The following is a 15,114-nucleotide window of genomic DNA, read 5'->3' on the forward strand; positions in this document are numbered from 1 at the left end:
CGCCTGAAAACAAAGGGAATTCTAAGTAGTAGGATCGAGCCGGAAATCAGCGGCGTTTGCCGAACTGTTTTTGGTACTCTTCGGCCACTTTTTCGAGTTCCAAATACCAATTTTCGCCAAACCGCCTGATGAGTGCTTCCTTTACGAATTTATAGACCGGAACCTGCAATTCCTGGCCGAGCGAACACGCCGGATCGCAAATGTCCCATTGGTCGTAATTCACGGCAGCAAACTCCGAAAAATCCTTTACGCGGACAGGGTACAAATGGCAGGAAACGGGTTTCTTCCAAGACACTTCGCCTTGATTGTAGGCTTGTTCGATGCCACAGAGCGCGGTTTTCCCGTCAAAGATCACGTAGGCGCAGTCTTTGTCGTCGATGAGCGGCGTCTCGAGCGTACCATCGGTCCCGACAATCCATTTGCCTTGGGCTTCAATGGCCGCAATGCCTTCCGGACGCAGCATTGGCTTGACTTTCGGGTAAATTTCGTCGAGGATTTTGGTCTCTTCTTCGCTGAGCGGCGCACCGGCATCGCCATCTACACAGCACGCGCCGTGGCATGCCGTGAGGTTGCACACGAATTGCTTTTCGAGAACGTCTTCAGAAACGATGGTTTTGCCGAGCTGGAACATGGCGCAAAGGTAAGCGAAGCGAAAGATATTTGGACGGTAAGGGGAAATTAATTCTCCCAGACGTAATCTGCTTTTTTGATTTCCAAAACGTTGCGGGTTAAACCGGTACACTCGATTTTGGCGTGGCCTTTCTTCTTTTTTAGATGGATGTCAGACAACATCAACAACGATCGGTCATTGAACCCTGCATTCACCAAATCAAGCAAGTAGCGGTGCACGGGCAACTTATTGTACGAACCGGGATGTGCGGCGGGCGCGTCGTTGGTAAAGTAAAACACGGCCACTTCGTTCTCTGACTCGGCCTTGATCCCGATACAGTGGTAACCCAGGATGACTTTGTTTGGCAGTCTTGTACACACGTGTCTGGACGCGATGCGTTCTTTTAGTTTTTCGGGCTGAGCTATCTTAGCCTTTTTCCAGAACGTCCGAAACGCGATATTTCGATCAAAATCATTCACCTGAATGGCACCGGGCAATAGTTTCACGCCGAAACCGACATAATTCGCGTCTGGCTCCAGATAAAATGTGGTCGTGATGCTGTCGTTCTCCACCGTGACCTTTAAATCATAAGCCCAACTGAACTTGTACACATCGCGCACCCGGACGGTATCGGCCAATGTAACCTGCGCCGAACCAGCCACAAAACTGCACAAAAACAACATCGAGAAAAGCGCTTTCATCGGCGGGCGTATTTTCGCCAAAAGTACCGAAATAACTTAACGTAAATTTGGCTATCTTTCCTTTTTAATCGGCGTACTTTTGCACCCGCAAAAAATAGGGTTATGGAATTGAATTTTAGGGAAATGCTCACCGTGGGCATGGTGCTTTTTGCCGTCATCGATATCGTCGGAACCATTCCGGTGATTGTGGATTTGCGCAAACGCCACGGACACATTGAATCCGAGAAAGCCGCGCTCGTGGCCGGACTCATCATGATTACGTTTCTATTCGTTGGCGAAGAAATCCTGAATTTGATTGGCATCGACGTGAATTCATTTGCGGTAGCCGGCGCGTTCGTGCTGTTCTTCATCGCCTTGGAAATGATCCTTGGCATCCGGATTTACCGAGACGAAGAGTCGAATTCGGCGTCCATTGTCCCGATTGCGTTCCCGCTGATTGCAGGTACAGGAACCATGACAACCTTGCTGTCGTTGCGCGCGCAATACCAAACCGTGAACATCATCATTGCCATCGTTTTCAACATCATATTGGTGTACGCCGTGTTGAAATCGTCGGCGAAAATCGAGAAAATCCTGGGGAAAAACGGCCTGAACGTGGTGCGGAAAGCCTTTGGCGTCATCTTATTGGCCATCGCTGTTAAATTATTCGCGTCGAACGTTAAAGCGTTGTTTGTTTAGTCGCGATTTTTTTTACTTTTACCGCACAATTTTTCCCCATGAAAATATTCACTTTCATCTTGATGTTTGTGGCGCTGGCACTGATTGTCTTCAACATCACGCTCATCAATTTCGACAGTCCGTTTGAAGGCGACAGCATGGTAGCCCTTATCGGGATTGCGGCTTCCATCTGCGCCCTGCTGATCCTGGCGATTTTCCGGATGTCGAAAATGATTGCCGAAAAAATGAACGACAAATAATGTTCGACGTACTGATCATTGGCGGCGGCGTTTCCGGGATTTCCTGCGCGCTTGTGCTGGGTTCGGCCCACAATAAACCCTACGCTGCCGATAAAAAAATAGGCATCATCGCACACCAAAAAGCTTCGTCACTTCAAGAAGCTTTGTTCAACAACGCATACGGCATCGCGCCCGGGAAATTGGGTTCCGAGTTGCTTACGGAAAGCACGCAACACCTGGCCGATATGTATCCGCATGTGGCGCAAATCCCGAACGAAAAAGTACTTTCGGTCTCGGGCGAAGCGGGTAATTTCACCGTCACGACCAACAAGAATGTTTACCTGACGAAAATCATCGTAGTCGGCATTGGGTCGGCCAATACGTTCGCTATTGAAGGTTTGATGCAATACGTCATGCCGCACAAAAAAGCGATTCCGGAAAAGAACCGCATACAACTGGCCAATGAAGATCACAAGGTTTCAGACGGAATTTACGTTATTGGAACACTGGCCGGCTGGAGAAGCCAACTCGCGATTGCGGCCGGAAGCGGCGCTGCGGTGGCCACAGATATCCTGACGTTGTGGAATGGCGGCAACCAGTCACAAAGCCACGACAGCATCCGGAAATAACTAGGGCTGTTTCAGGACTTCCTTCACCATCGGATCTTCACGCAGGGTAATTTCAAAGTATTTTTCGTCGCCGAAAAGTTGCCGCGCGAACTCGGCCGTCAGGTAACGTTTCACCATGGGTTTGTTCTTGGCGACGTTAATCTGGACGCCATTCTCGGACAAATATTCCCGGAATGCATTGAAGTATTCGTCTGTCTTGTCCATTTTCTGAAGGAATGCAGTATATGAAATCCCGGAAAACGGCTTGCGGTTTTTGTCGAGTTGCTCGAACACAAAATGCCCGACAACGCCCGATTGCATGATGTACGCAAGGCTTTCCTGGCCGTGTTCGGACTCGATCGGAACAAAAATATCAGGCACGATGCCGCCGCCGCCATACACGATACGGCCTTTCTTGGTCTTGAACTTCAAGGTATCGGCAATCTTGATGGAATCTTTCGAATACAATTCGCCATTTTCAAAGCGCTTTTCGAAGTCGCCGAAATACTGCTCGGTGCCTTCGCTGTAGGATTTCTGGATGGAACGTCCGCTCGGCGTGTAATAGCGGGCCACGGTCAACCGAACTGCCGAACCGTCGTTGAAATCCATCTCGCGCTGCACCAAGCCCTTCCCGAATGAACGCCGCCCTACGATAATGCCGCGGTCGTTGTCCTGTACGGCGCCGGCCAGGATTTCGCTCGCTGACGCGCTGTTTTCGTCGATCAGTATGAAGAGTTTACCTTTTTCAAAAATACCTTCGTCGGTCGCAAACATCTTGTTTACGCGGCCTTTGCGGTTTTTCGTAAAAACGATGAGTTCTTTTTCTTTCAGGAAATCGTCGGCCATTTCTATCGCGCGTTCCATGTAGCCACCGCCGTTTTCACGCAAGTCCAACACCAGTGAATTCGCGCCTTTTTTCTGCAATGATTCGAGTGCTTCCCTGAATTCATCGTACGTCGTCTCCGCAAACCGATTGACTTTGATGTACGCCGTTTGGCTGTTGAGCATCACGGCCGCGTCGACGCTTTTGATTGGAATGACATCGCGCGTTACATCGACTTTAAATGTCTTCCCGATGCTTTTGCGGAAAATCGTCAGCCGGACTTTGGAGTCGACTTCGCCCTTGAGTTTCGAAAACAAACTGTCACTGGGCAGTTTGCGGCCATACAATTTGGTGTTGTCGGCAAACAGGATGCGGTCGCCAGACTTGATGCCCGCTTTTTCGGATGGGCCGCCTTTGATGGGATTGATGATGGCCACCGTATCATTGTGCATGTAAAAATTCACGCCGATACCCACGAAATCCCCTTTCATGAGTTCGGCTTCCGAGGATTGTTCGCTCGGCGGAATGTAAACCGAGTGCGGATCGAGTTCGGCTAAAATGTTATTGACGGTCAAGTCTACGATCGAATCCGTATCGACGTCATCGACATATTCGTTCTCGATGAAATCTATGAGCTTGTTGAGCTTCCCGCGGTAATCGTTTTGCGCCGTAATGCGGTTCATGGGCGATGGGAAATTCAAGAGCCAGCCCAACACGACGCCCATCGCCAGACATAAAAAAACAACAATCGGCAAATACTTACTTTTCATCTGCAACGCCTTCCTCAAACGGAATGTATTCTACTTCAACACCGGCCTTCTCCAGAAAATCCACACCCGAAGTATCGCGATAGCCATTCTGATAAACGACGCGCTTAATGCCCGATTGGTGGATCAACTTGCTGCATTCGCGACAAGGCGAAAGTGTGATGTACAAAGTTGCACCTTCGCAGGTTTGTGTTGAGCGCGCCACTTTCAGGATGGCATTCGCCTCGGCGTGCAGCACATACCATTTGGTGATGCCGGCTTCGTCTTCGCAACAATTCTCGAAACCAGACGGCGTTCCGTTGTAGCCATCGGAAATGATCATGCGGTCTTTGACGATGATGGCGCCCACCTGCTTGCGTTTGCAATAGGAAAGTTTGCCCCATTCCTTAGCGATTTTCAGGTATGCCCGGTCGTATTTATTCAGTTTTTTGCTATCCATTTATGTCCAGATTTCGCTGGTGGCAATCATCGGCAACACCACGCCGATAACGAAGGCCGAGGTGACGAGCGTCCAGTCGCGCTTCGAGAACCGAAGAAACGTCTGGGCGATGTAAGCCAAGATCAAAACCGCCAGAACCACAATGATTTGCGCACATTCAATCCCGAGCGCAAACTCGAGCAAAGGTAAGAGTTTATCGGCCGCATCGCCACCCAAAATCGCGTTAAAATAATTGGAGAACCCAAGCCCGTGGATGATGCCGAAAAAAACCGTAATCAAAACCGTCGCGCCAGCGTTGTCCATCTTGGCCGGCTTGCCCGCCGTAAACAGCCCGTAAAGCGCCGTGATGAGAATGGTCACGGGAATCAGAAACTCCACGATTTCCGCTTTAATAATCAAGATTTTGTACACCGAAAGCAGCAACGCGAGTGTATGGCCAAGGGTAAAAACCGACACCAGCAACAAGATTTTCTTCCAATCCTTAAAAGTGTACGGCACCATGAGTGCGGCCAGGAACAGCATGTGGTCGTAGCCTTTTAAATCCAAGACATGGCGCAGACCGAGTTGTAGGTAAATCCAGAATTCAGACATGTTATTTTATTTGAGGACAATAAACATACGATTAATTTCAATACGCCGTCAGTGCGCAAGTGATTAAAACGCCGCTGCCTATGGTTTGTTTTACACGGCAAACTTTTTAAAAAAGATTTTCGGCAAGTAACGAAATCGGTTATCTTTGCAACACTAAATTTTAAGATATGTCTATTGCAGATTTATTTGACAGCGAATTCAAAAGCAGGAACAAAGGACATTTTTCGGCAATCGTACGCGTGGCCATGGCCGACGGACATTTGGAACCAGCCGAAAAAACATTCCTTGACAAACTGGCTGTAAAGCTTGAAATTACGCCTGACGAATACGAAGAAATCCTCGAAAACCCACTCAAATACCCAATCAACCCGCCGACAATGTACATCCAAAGGCTGGAGCGTTTGTATGATTTGGGCCGCATGGTGCACACCGAACATCATTTGGGCGACAAGCAAGACATTATGTTGCGCCGTTTTGCACTCGCTTTGGGCTTCACCCCGGGCAATGTAGATTACATCGTGGACAAAGCGCTCAAATTGATTGACCAGAAAGTGGATTCGGACACATTCGTGTACGAGATGACGCACATGAACAAATAAAAAAAGAGCCAAGACCGCTTCGCTGAAAGACGCAAGACTTGATTCTGTATATAAAAAAATCCGCTCGATGTAGCGGATTTTTTATTGCTGTGTTTTTGACTGGTCTTTTTTCTTTTTTTGGCGTATTCTAACGATACTTTGCCATGAATTCCTCGGCCTTTTCCACCATGTTTTTGCTGCCGCAGAAAAACGGTACGCGCTGGTGCAATTCGGTAGGCGTGATTTCCATGATGCGCCCAAAACCGTCAGAGGCTTTCCCGCCAGCTTGTTCAGCGATAAACGCCATCGGGTTGCATTCATACAGCAAACGCAATTTTCCTTTTTGCGCCTTCGTGCTGGTCGGGTAAATGTAGATGCCGCCCTTGATCATGTTGCGATGGATGTCAGACACCAAGCTGCCGATGTAGCGCGACGTGTATGGCCGGTCGCCTTCTTCCATCTGGCAATACTTGATGTAATCCTTCACGCCCTGCGGAAAGTGGACATAATTTCCCTCGTTGATGGAGTAGATATTTCCATCTTCCTTGAATTTCATGTTCGGGTGCGACAGGTAAAACGTACCGATGGCCGGGTTCAACGTAAAGCCGTTCACGCCATGGCCAGTGGTAAATACCAACATCGTAGATGTACCGTAAATGACATAACCCGCGGCCACCTGCGCCGTTCCGGGCTGGAGGAAATCTTCCAGTTGCACCGGCGTACCCCCTGGCGTTACGCGTCGGTACACAGAGAAAATCGTCCCGACCGAAACGTTGACATCAATATTGGACGAGCCGTCAAGCGGATCCATCAGCACCACGTATTTATTATTGTGGCCACTGTCCAGGCCTTCAACCGTAATAAAATCGTCGTTTTCCTCGGACGCGATGCCACACACGATTTCGCGGTTCTTCAAGGTTTGGATGAAGATGTCGTTGGCGTACACGTCGAGTTTTTGCTGGTCTTCGCCTTGGATGTTCTGCTCGCCCGCCGCGCCGGTGATGTCAACCAATCCGGCTTTGTTGACTTTATAGTTGACGACTTTGGCGGCCAATCGGATGGCATTGATGATCTTGGAAAGTTCTCCCGTAGAATAATTGTGGTCCTTTTGCTTTTCAATGATGAACTCGCCTAAGGTACTGTTGCGTTCTTCCATTACGAAATCGTTGTAGTTGTGGCGCAAAGATAGGGTTGAAAATTTGAAAATTTGAAAATTTGGAAATGAATTTCCACTTTCAACTTTAGACTTTCGACTTTAGACTTTTCTCTATATTTGCTTCATGCCAAATTTCCACATCCGCAAAGCAACTCCCGCAGACATGCCGTCAGTCCTCGAACTGATTACCGAACTCGCCGTTTTTGAGCGGGAACCCGAAGCAGTTGTGGTGACCGTTGACGATTTGCGGCGCGACGGCTTTGGCGATAACCCGTTGTTTCATGCTTTTGTCGCGGAACAAGACGACAAAATCGTGGGAATGGCGCTGTATTATTACCGATATTCCACCTGGAAAGGAAAAACGATCCATCTCGAAGATTTGATCGTCACACAAACCATGCGCGGCACCGGTCTGGGCATGGCGTTGTACACCGAAATCATCCGTCAGGGCAAGCGCGACAACGTTAGAAGGATTGAGTGGAACGTGCTCGATTGGAACACGCCTGCCATCGACTTTTACGAAAGATCCGGCGCGAAAGTGCTTCCCGATTGGCGTGTGGCACAAATGGACGAGCACGGCATCGATAATTTTTTAAAATCAATTAGCAGTCAGGTCTGAAGCTCTTTCATTCGACATTCACATTTGACTTTTGACTTTCGACTATTATGAGAATATTCAAATTTGGCGGCGCATCGGTAAAAGACGCCGCAGGCATCAGGAACGTACACGAAGTGTTGAAATTTACCGGGTACGATGACGTATTGCTCGTGGTATCGGCCATGGGTAAAACCACCAACGCACTGGAAGCCGTCGTAAACAATTATTTCAACAAATCGGCGTCGTTGCAGGCGTCGATACAAGAAGTCAAGAAATACCACAACCAGATTTTGCTGGATTTGTTCGACGATGAGAAACACGCGGTTTTTACAGACGTGTCCAGGCTTTTCGGTGATATGGATTATTTCCTGTCGCACAACAAATCGCCCAATTACAATTTTGTGTATGACCAAATCGTGAGTTTCGGGGAACTCGTTTCAACCACGATCATCAGCCATTTCATGCAATCGGTGGGCATCAAGAACCAATGGATCGACGTGCGCAATTTCATCAAGACCGATGCAACCTACCGCGACGCTGGCGTAGATTGGGAACAGACGCAGAAAAACATTTCCAAAAACGTCAAAAAGAAAGCGCTCAATATTACGCAAGGGTTTCTGGGCTCAGATGAGAACGGCTTTACCACAACGCTCGGGCGCGAAGGTTCAGATTACACAGCTGCGATTTTCGCTTACTGCCTCGGCGCCGAAAGCGTCACGATATGGAAAGACGTTCCCGGCGTGATGAATGCCGATCCGCGCTATTTCGACAAGGCTGTTTTGCTCAATCAGATTTCGTATCGCGAAGCCATTGAACTCGCCTTTTACGGCGCGAGTGTCATTCACCCGAAAACGCTGCAACCGCTCCAGAAAAAGGAAATCCCGCTTTATGTAAAATCGTTTGTTGATCCTAAATTGCCCGGAACCAGCGTCAGCAAAGGCGCCGATTTAGAACCGTATACACCGTGTTTCATCGTCAAACGCAACCAACTGCTCATTTCGCTATCGTCCATCGATTTTGAATTCATCATGGAAGAAAACATCAGCGACATCTTCGCGCTGCTGCACAAATACCGCATGAAAGTGAGCTTGATCCAGAATTCGGCGATTAGTTTTTCGGTGTGCGTCGAGGACAAATTCGGGAATTTCAACGACTTGAAAACCGTTCTCGCGCGAAAATTCAAAGTGGCATACAACGAAAATGTGTCGCTTTACACGATCCGCCATTTTACCGACCAGGCCGCGCGGCTCATTTCAGACAACAAAACCGTTTTGCTGCGCCAAATCAGCCGTGAGACGATGCAGATTGTGACGAAGGAAAGTTAAGCCCGAAAATTGTCCGCGATTAACACTACTTTTGAAGCAATTGCGTTTTAATCCGGTATGCTGAAAAATGGGCTTTTAGCGGTGTTGCTGTTTTGGGTTTCCGTGGCTGTCGCACAAGACAACCAGTCGCCGTACCGAAGCAGGAAAGTCATGGCTTCAACCACGCCAATCCAACTCGATAGTGTCAGCATCAACAAAGTATTCTTCAAAGTGCTTGATGCCACGGGCAATCTCGTCGATACTACATTCTACAAAGTCGATTTTAAAAAAAGTACGCTCACATTTACCGACGGATTTTCTTCGCCTGACAGCCTTACCGTGCGCTTTCTGAAATATCCGGACTATCTCACCAAAACCTACAGCGTGTATGACGACAGCCGGGTAGTGTCCAACGAAGCCGGGCAAAACTTGTATTCCGTAAGCCGAGATCCGCTGAAGAAATTCACGCCCTTTGACGGTTTGAACACCTCGGGCAGCATCACGCGCGGCATCACCGTGGGCAACAACCAAAACGCTGTGGTGAATTCTAACCTCGATTTGCAGATTTCCGGAAAATTGTCCGACAAGGTAACCTTGCGCGCCTCGATCCAGGACAGCAATATTCCGCTTCAGGAAGGCGGTTACTCGCAGAAGTTGGATGAATTCGACCAAATCTTCATTGAACTTACAGGCGAGCGCTGGGCGATTCGGGCTGGCGATTTGTTCCTCGAAAACCGGCAGTCGCGCTTTTTGAATTTCAACAAGAAAGTGCAAGGCATTTCCACCACGTTCAATTTTGGGAAACCGGAAAACAGAACCACGGTATTTGCATCGGCGGCGCTGGTTCGCGGGCAATACGCCAGAAGTGCGTTTAACGGTCAGGAAGGCAACCAAGGCCCGTACAAATTGCGCGGACAGAACGGCGAATTGTACGTTTTGGTGATTTCGGGTTCCGAGCGCGTATTTGTCAACGGCATTTTGCTCGAACGCGGCGAGAACAACGATTACGTCATCGATTACAACGCGGGCGAAATCACCTTTACGCCTACTTTCCCCATTACATCCGAAATGCGGATCAACATCGAATACCAGTTCTCGGACCGGAATTATACGCGGTTCGTTGCCTACGGCGGCGCGATGCACGAGCAGAAAACCTGGAGTTTGGGCGGTTTTGTCTATTCAGAAAACGATGTGAAAAACCAACCTTTGCAACAGAACTTGTCCGAAGAACAGGCGCAAATCCTAGTAGCTGCAGGCGATGACCCGACTTTGATGACCGCACCTTCGGCCTATGAAGACAGTTATTCCGAAAACAAAATCCTGTATAGGAAAGTCACGGTAAACGGCGTGGAAATCTTCGAATATTCAAACGATGCCACACTCACGCTTTACAACGTCAAGTTTACGCTCGTTGGGAACAATCAAGGCGATTATGTCTTGGCGAGTACCGCAGCCATCGGTCGGATTTACCAATATGTTGCCCCGCTGAACGGCGTTCCCCAGGGCAATTACCAGCCCATTACCCGATTGGTGCCGCCTACAAAGATCCAGATTGCGACCCTGCTCGGTAAATACAATCCAAACGAGAAAACAGCATTAGATTTTGAAGCAGGCGTGAGTAACAATGACCTGAACTTATTCTCCAGGCTCGACGACAATGACAATGTTGGCATCGCCACGAAAGTCAACGCCCGGCAACGGCTGTTCACGAAAACTTGGAAGGCCGATGCCTTTGCAAGTCACCAATTCGTGCAAAAAAATTTCCGTACGATTGAGCGCTTGTTCACCATAGAATTCGACCGCGATTGGAATTTGACCAATCCGGCCGGCGACCAAAGTCTGCTGGTGGCAGGTGTCAATTTCGAGCTAATAAAACCCAAGGATTCCATATCGTCAGGGTACGCGCGATACCAATTCGAGAAATTGGATTTCACGGAGAATTTCAATGGCAGCCGACAGGTTGTAGACGCGTCGGTCAAACTCAGAAACTGGAACATCCGCCAACTGGGCAGTTACCTGAAAAGCGATGGCGATGAATCGACGTCCGAGTTTACCCGGAACACCACACTCGTGAAATATAACTTCAGTAAAAATTGGATTGGTGGCTCGTTCCGGTTTGAAGACAACCGCCAGAAAATCAGGGCAACCGGGCAATTGTCGGCACTCAGCCAGAAGTTCTCGGAGTATGGCGCATTTATCGGACGCGGCGATTCCACGAAAGTATTTGCGGAAATCGGCTACTTGCATCGCACCAACGACAGTTTGCAGAACGGCATCCTCCAACGCGTCAATACGTCGCAATCCTACTATTTGCGGTCTAAACTCATCCAGACCGATAGAAGCGATTTGTCGGTGTTCATCAATTACAGAAACCTCTCGTTCACGGATGCCGTCCGCGAAGACGAACCGTCGTTGAATTCCCGCGTGCTCTACAACGACAAATATTTCAACCAGTTCATCCAGTTGCAGACAGCGTATGAGGCATCGTCTGGGACCATCGCGCAACAGGAATTTACGTACCTGAAAGTAGATCCAGGCCAAGGCGTTTACATGTGGAACGACTACAACGACGACGGCATACAGCAGTTAGAGGAATTCGAGATTGCGCCCTTCCCGGACCAAGCGGTCTACGTGCGTGTTTTCTTGCCGAATCAGGTATTTGTCAAAACGCACCAAAACAAATTCTCCACGTCGGTTACGCTCAATCCGGCGCAATGGCAAAACAAGAGTGGTATCCGGAAACTGCTGTCGTATTTCTATGATCAGGCGGCGTTTATCGTCGATCGAAAAATCAGACGCGATGGAAGCAATTTCGATTTGAACCCTTTTGATTTTTCCGACGAGAACATGCTTGGCCTGAGCAATGGCTTTCGGAACACGCTGTTCTACAACCGTGGCAAGCAAGACCATTCGGTTACGTACACTTATTTGGTGAACCGCGCGCGAAACTTGCTTTCGGTTGGGTCGCAGGAAAGCCGGAATGAATCGCACCAATTGCAATACACGCATCTGTACAGAAAGCATTGGTTGTTCAACATGGGCGGCAAAACGGTATGCGCCGATGTGTTTTCGGAAAATTTCCCCGACAAGAACTTCGAAATCAAGGCCTATCAATTGGCACCTAAGATTTCCTACGTCTTTTCAAAAAATGCGTCTTGGGATGTCTTCTATGAATACCAGATAAAAGACAATACCATCGGTAACCTGGAAAACCTGACGCAGCATAGGCTCGGCACTTCCTTTACATATGCCGGCGAGAAAAAACTCACCATGAACGGCGAATTTTCATTGTACGAGAACAGGTTCACGGGCAACGAACTTTCGCCGGTGGCGTTTCAGATGCTCGAAGGATTGCAGCCCGGCGAAAACCTCACTTGGCGACTGCTTGTCCAGAAAAACCTAACGGATTATCTAGACATTAACATCAATTATCAGGGCCGGAAGAGTGAAACAAGCCAAACCATCCATACGGGAAGCATCCAATTGCGGGCATTCTTCTAAAAACGTGTAACAATTGCGGGGAATCGCGTAAGAAGTCGCAGGGATTTAGGTCGGAAATTTGACAAAAACCTAAATACTGAAATTATGACTACTACAGAATCCATTACCGCACTCAACGAACTCATCGAAATCAACAACGACCGTATTGCAGGTTACAAGACCGCGATTTCCGAAACCAAGGACAGCGATTTGCGCCGTACTTTCGTGGAGTTGATGGCAACAAGCGAGAAAAATCTCTCAGAACTCATTGAAGCGGTCTACAACTTGGGCGGTACTCCGGAAGAAAGTACCACGGCGTCCGGGAAAATCTACCGCGTCTGGATGGATGCGAAAGCAGCGCTCACCGGCGGAAACAAACACCAAATCCTGTCCTCTTGCGAATATGGCGAAGATGTTGCGCTCCGCACGTACGAACATGTCTTGGACCAACACGGCAACGAACTCAGCGCAGCACACCTTCAGTTGGTTCGTGCACAGCGTGAGAACATGCAACGTGACCATGACCGCGTCAAGATGATGCGCGATGCCGAGTAAAATTTCAACAGGAAACATTAAGCCACCGCAAGGTGGTTTTTTTATGCCAATTGTTTTGCGCGGTCTGATTAAAAAAATGAAAAGTATTATATTTGACGATATCCCAAAAACAATTGGACCGATGAGAAAGAAACATAGCCTTAATATTTTGATGGTATGCCTCGGCGGACTGACGCTGATTTCATGTAAGCAAGAATTGGAGCCGCAAGACAGTTCGCCTGCACAGGAATCTGTCGCCCCGTCACAAAACCAAGCGCCGCAAGCATCGCAAATCAATTCCCAGCCAACACCGGCGCAACCAACCGGGCAGCAAATGGCCGCAGCACCGGTTACCGTTGGTAAAGGAATGAATCCTGCACACGGCCAGCCCGGTCACCGGTGTGACATTGCTGTGGGCGCGCCGCTGAATTCCGCACCCGCCCAGCCACAGGCGACGCAAAACAAGTCTTTCACCGTAACGCCCGCCCAAGTTGGGGCGGCCAACGTAAAAGAAATTAAAGGAAATACCGCACAATTGACTTCCGGAAACACGAAGACCGCGCCGGGAATGAACCCGCCGCATGGGCAACCCGGACACCGATGTGATATCGCCGTGGGTGCGCCGTTAAATTCTACACCAACGCCAACACCGGCGGCCAGCGCAACGCCAGCGCCCGTCAACGCCGTGCCAGCGGTCCTGACACCTGCAGCCGGAGACACAAAAACCCCATAAAGCAAAACCCCTGCAACAATGTTACAGGGGTTTTTTACTGTGGAGAAGATGGGGCTCGAACCCACGACCTTTTGGCTGCCAGCCAAACGCTCTAGCCAACTGAGCTACATCCCCAGAGCGGATGCAAATATACAGCAATTCCTTTTTAAAATGCAAGCTGCTCTTAGAAAATAATAAGTTATTACCTTTGCCGAAAACCTCTGCAATGGCAAATATCAGGATTACCAAGCAATTCAGTTTTGAAACCGGACACGCCTTGTTCGGCTACGATGGTAAATGCCGAAACGTCCACGGGCACAGCTACAAGCTCTCGGTGACCGTCATTGGTACGCCCATCGCAGATTCCAACCACGTTAAATTTGGGATGGTCATCGATTTTACCGATCTCAAACGCATCGTCAAGGAAGAAATCGTCGATTTGTTTGACCATGCTACTGTCTTCAATCAAAATACGCCACACGTTGAACTGGCAGATGAATTAAAATCGCGCGGCCATCATGTGATTCTCGTCCCTTACCAGCCCACGAGCGAAAACATGGTGATTGACTTTGCCGAGAAAATCAAACTTCGCCTTCCCGAAAACATTTCGCTACATTCCCTAAGGTTACAGGAGACCGAGACTTCCTTCGCGGAGTGGTACGCCTGTGACAATTGATTTCCCTGGGGCGTGCCGGCGTTTGGGCACCACTCCCGGGATTGGCGCAGGGACGACGCCGTCGCGCAGAGCTTCGCTCGATATCTTCGAACAAAGTTGCACTTTGCTCTCGATAGTGCTGTATCTTTTGCTCGTAGCCTCACAAAAGGATGCCGCTCCCATCGCTCACGCGAATGCGCGCTCAACCCGGGACATGCCATAAAATCATCAAATGAAAAACCCCGGCTTGCCACCGGGGTTTATATTCCAATTTGGTTTGTTCTCTTTTTAAGGTTGCGGTGCGCCCTTTACGATGATGAACTCCGAGCGGCGGTTCTGCGCGTGCTGCCCCTCGGTGCACTCGGTGCATGGTGCCTTGGGCTCGGATTCGCCGTAGCCCTTGCCCGAGATGCGGTCGGCCTTGATGCCCTTGGAGAGGATGTACTGCACCGTGGACTTGGCCCTCCTCTCGGAGAGGGACATGTTGTAGGCGTCGGTGCCGCGCGAGTCGGTGTGGGACTTGACCATGATCACCATCTCGGGATACTTGCCCATCGCCTGCACGAGCTTGTCCAGCTCGAAGGCGCCCTCGCGGGTGACGTTGCTCCTGTCGTACTCGAAGTAGATCTCGTTGAGGGTCACCGCCTGCGGCCCTACGATGG

Annotated in this window: 17 protein-coding genes and 1 tRNA gene; 10 read left to right on the top strand and 8 right to left on the bottom strand. The window is 49.4% G+C overall.

The annotated features are described in order from the left end of the window. Positions 1-46: 46 nt before the first annotated feature. On the bottom strand, positions 47-631 hold the full coding sequence (locus tag ACM9J1_RS14195; protein ID WP_415582754.1) for a DUF3109 family protein: 585 nt from the start codon (positions 629-631) through the stop codon (positions 47-49). Between the two features lie 47 nt (positions 632-678). Further along, a complete protein-coding gene (locus ACM9J1_RS14200; RefSeq protein ID WP_415582755.1) occupies positions 679-1,311 on the bottom strand; it encodes a hypothetical protein in 633 nt (210 codons plus the stop codon). Positions 1,312-1,413: 102 nt separating this feature from the next. Between ACM9J1_RS14200 and ACM9J1_RS14205 the strand changes: the two genes are divergently transcribed. The 3 genes from ACM9J1_RS14205 to ACM9J1_RS14215 are packed head-to-tail and all read left to right on the top strand — an operon-like array spanning position 1,414 to position 2,836. Further along, positions 1,414-1,989, top strand: coding sequence for a MarC family protein (locus ACM9J1_RS14205; RefSeq protein WP_415582757.1), 576 nt, complete (start codon positions 1,414-1,416; stop codon positions 1,987-1,989). A 38-nt stretch (positions 1,990-2,027) separates the two neighbouring features. Beyond that, complete coding sequence (locus tag ACM9J1_RS14210) at positions 2,028-2,228, top strand: hypothetical protein (protein WP_415582758.1); 201 nt, start codon at positions 2,028-2,030, stop codon at positions 2,226-2,228. Then, the gene (locus tag ACM9J1_RS14215; protein WP_415582759.1) at positions 2,228-2,836 is read left to right on the top strand and encodes an FAD-dependent oxidoreductase; all 609 of its coding nucleotides are present in this window, start codon (positions 2,228-2,230) and stop codon (positions 2,834-2,836) included. The genes ACM9J1_RS14210 and ACM9J1_RS14215 overlap by 1 nt, the downstream gene beginning before the upstream one ends. Here ACM9J1_RS14215 and ACM9J1_RS14220 read toward each other — a convergent pair whose 3' ends face one another. From ACM9J1_RS14220 to ACM9J1_RS14230, 3 genes are read right to left on the bottom strand one after another with little or no spacing between them, the layout of a single operon-like run. Further along, complete coding sequence (locus ACM9J1_RS14220) at positions 2,837-4,414, bottom strand: S41 family peptidase (protein WP_415582778.1); 1,578 nt, start codon at positions 4,412-4,414, stop codon at positions 2,837-2,839. Beyond that, positions 4,398-4,844, bottom strand: a complete 447-nt coding sequence (locus tag ACM9J1_RS14225; RefSeq protein WP_415582762.1) for a deoxycytidylate deaminase — start codon at positions 4,842-4,844, stop codon at positions 4,398-4,400. The genes ACM9J1_RS14220 and ACM9J1_RS14225 overlap by 17 nt, the downstream gene beginning before the upstream one ends. After that, positions 4,845-5,435 (bottom strand): HupE/UreJ family protein, encoded by a 591-nt coding sequence (locus ACM9J1_RS14230; RefSeq protein WP_415582764.1) that lies wholly within the window; start codon positions 5,433-5,435, stop codon positions 4,845-4,847. 167 nt (positions 5,436-5,602) lie between these two features. Between ACM9J1_RS14230 and ACM9J1_RS14235 the strand changes: the two genes are divergently transcribed. Continuing rightward, positions 5,603-6,034 (top strand): TerB family tellurite resistance protein, encoded by a 432-nt coding sequence (locus tag ACM9J1_RS14235; RefSeq protein WP_415582765.1) that lies wholly within the window; start codon positions 5,603-5,605, stop codon positions 6,032-6,034. Between the two features lie 127 nt (positions 6,035-6,161). Here the strand turns inward: ACM9J1_RS14235 and fbp are convergent, their stop codons facing one another. After that, positions 6,162-7,169, bottom strand: coding sequence for a class 1 fructose-bisphosphatase (fbp, locus tag ACM9J1_RS14240; protein WP_415582779.1), 1,008 nt, complete (start codon positions 7,167-7,169; stop codon positions 6,162-6,164). A 124-nt stretch (positions 7,170-7,293) separates the two neighbouring features. On the opposite strand from fbp, the gene ACM9J1_RS14245 reads away from it, so the two are divergent. The 5 genes from ACM9J1_RS14245 to ACM9J1_RS14265 all read left to right on the top strand — a co-directional run bounded on the left by ACM9J1_RS14245 (position 7,294) and on the right by ACM9J1_RS14265 (position 13,818). Continuing rightward, a complete protein-coding gene (locus tag ACM9J1_RS14245; protein WP_415582766.1) occupies positions 7,294-7,788 on the top strand; it encodes a GNAT family N-acetyltransferase in 495 nt (164 codons plus the stop codon). 47 nt (positions 7,789-7,835) lie between these two features. Beyond that, entirely contained in the window at positions 7,836-9,092 is a 1,257-nt protein-coding gene (locus ACM9J1_RS14250; RefSeq protein ID WP_415582767.1) for an aspartate kinase, read from the top strand. Positions 9,093-9,149: 57 nt separating this feature from the next. Beyond that, a complete protein-coding gene (locus ACM9J1_RS14255) occupies positions 9,150-12,572 on the top strand; it encodes a hypothetical protein (RefSeq protein ID WP_415582768.1) in 3,423 nt (1,140 codons plus the stop codon). 84 nt (positions 12,573-12,656) lie between these two features. Beyond that, on the top strand, positions 12,657-13,106 hold the full coding sequence (locus ACM9J1_RS14260; RefSeq protein WP_415582769.1) for a ferritin-like domain-containing protein: 450 nt from the start codon (positions 12,657-12,659) through the stop codon (positions 13,104-13,106). A gap of 121 nt (positions 13,107-13,227) precedes the next feature. Next, positions 13,228-13,818 carry a hypothetical protein gene (locus ACM9J1_RS14265; RefSeq protein WP_415582770.1) on the top strand — a complete coding sequence of 197 codons (591 nt, stop codon included), beginning with the start codon at positions 13,228-13,230 and terminating at the stop codon, positions 13,816-13,818. Positions 13,819-13,858: 40 nt separating this feature from the next. Here the strand turns inward: ACM9J1_RS14265 and ACM9J1_RS14270 are convergent. Continuing rightward, a tRNA-Ala gene (locus ACM9J1_RS14270) sits at positions 13,859-13,932 on the bottom strand. Between the two features lie 91 nt (positions 13,933-14,023). On the opposite strand from ACM9J1_RS14270, the gene ACM9J1_RS14275 reads away from it, so the two are divergent. Further along, positions 14,024-14,473, top strand: a complete 450-nt coding sequence (locus tag ACM9J1_RS14275) for a 6-pyruvoyl trahydropterin synthase family protein (protein ID WP_415582771.1) — start codon at positions 14,024-14,026, stop codon at positions 14,471-14,473. Positions 14,474-14,740: 267 nt separating this feature from the next. Here the strand turns inward: ACM9J1_RS14275 and ACM9J1_RS14280 are convergent. Further along, a partial coding sequence (locus tag ACM9J1_RS14280; RefSeq protein WP_415582772.1) for an OmpA family protein occupies positions 14,741-15,114 on the bottom strand: 374 nt, incomplete at its 5' end.

The organism is Flavobacterium longum (assembly GCF_965137575.1).
GTDB classification, from domain to species: domain Bacteria; phylum Bacteroidota; class Bacteroidia; order Flavobacteriales; family Flavobacteriaceae; genus Flavobacterium; species Flavobacterium longum.

What these genes read in the sequence shown, in the direction of transcription:
- ACM9J1_RS14265 (WP_415582770.1), top strand. Translation starts at nt 13,228, where the DNA reads ATGAGAAAGAAACATAGCCTTAATATTTTGATGGTATGCCTCGGCGGA.
- ACM9J1_RS14205 (WP_415582757.1), top strand. Translation starts at nt 1,414, where the DNA reads ATGGAATTGAATTTTAGGGAAATGCTCACCGTGGGCATGGTGCTTTTT.
- ACM9J1_RS14225 (WP_415582762.1), bottom strand. Translation starts at nt 4,844, where the DNA reads ATGGATAGCAAAAAACTGAATAAATACGACCGGGCATACCTGAAAATC.
- ACM9J1_RS14250 (WP_415582767.1), top strand. Translation starts at nt 7,836, where the DNA reads ATGAGAATATTCAAATTTGGCGGCGCATCGGTAAAAGACGCCGCAGGC.
- ACM9J1_RS14210 (WP_415582758.1), top strand. Translation starts at nt 2,028, where the DNA reads ATGAAAATATTCACTTTCATCTTGATGTTTGTGGCGCTGGCACTGATT.
- ACM9J1_RS14215 (WP_415582759.1), top strand. Translation starts at nt 2,228, where the DNA reads ATGTTCGACGTACTGATCATTGGCGGCGGCGTTTCCGGGATTTCCTGC.
- ACM9J1_RS14230 (WP_415582764.1), bottom strand. Translation starts at nt 5,435, where the DNA reads ATGTCTGAATTCTGGATTTACCTACAACTCGGTCTGCGCCATGTCTTG.
- ACM9J1_RS14255 (WP_415582768.1), top strand. Translation starts at nt 9,150, where the DNA reads ATGCTGAAAAATGGGCTTTTAGCGGTGTTGCTGTTTTGGGTTTCCGTG.
- ACM9J1_RS14260 (WP_415582769.1), top strand. Translation starts at nt 12,657, where the DNA reads ATGACTACTACAGAATCCATTACCGCACTCAACGAACTCATCGAAATC.
- ACM9J1_RS14275 (WP_415582771.1), top strand. Translation starts at nt 14,024, where the DNA reads ATGGCAAATATCAGGATTACCAAGCAATTCAGTTTTGAAACCGGACAC.
- fbp (WP_415582779.1), bottom strand. Translation starts at nt 7,169, where the DNA reads ATGGAAGAACGCAACAGTACCTTAGGCGAGTTCATCATTGAAAAGCAA.
- ACM9J1_RS14245 (WP_415582766.1), top strand. Translation starts at nt 7,294, where the DNA reads ATGCCAAATTTCCACATCCGCAAAGCAACTCCCGCAGACATGCCGTCA.
- ACM9J1_RS14235 (WP_415582765.1), top strand. Translation starts at nt 5,603, where the DNA reads ATGTCTATTGCAGATTTATTTGACAGCGAATTCAAAAGCAGGAACAAA.
- ACM9J1_RS14195 (WP_415582754.1), bottom strand. Translation starts at nt 631, where the DNA reads ATGTTCCAGCTCGGCAAAACCATCGTTTCTGAAGACGTTCTCGAAAAG.
- ACM9J1_RS14200 (WP_415582755.1), bottom strand. Translation starts at nt 1,311, where the DNA reads ATGAAAGCGCTTTTCTCGATGTTGTTTTTGTGCAGTTTTGTGGCTGGT.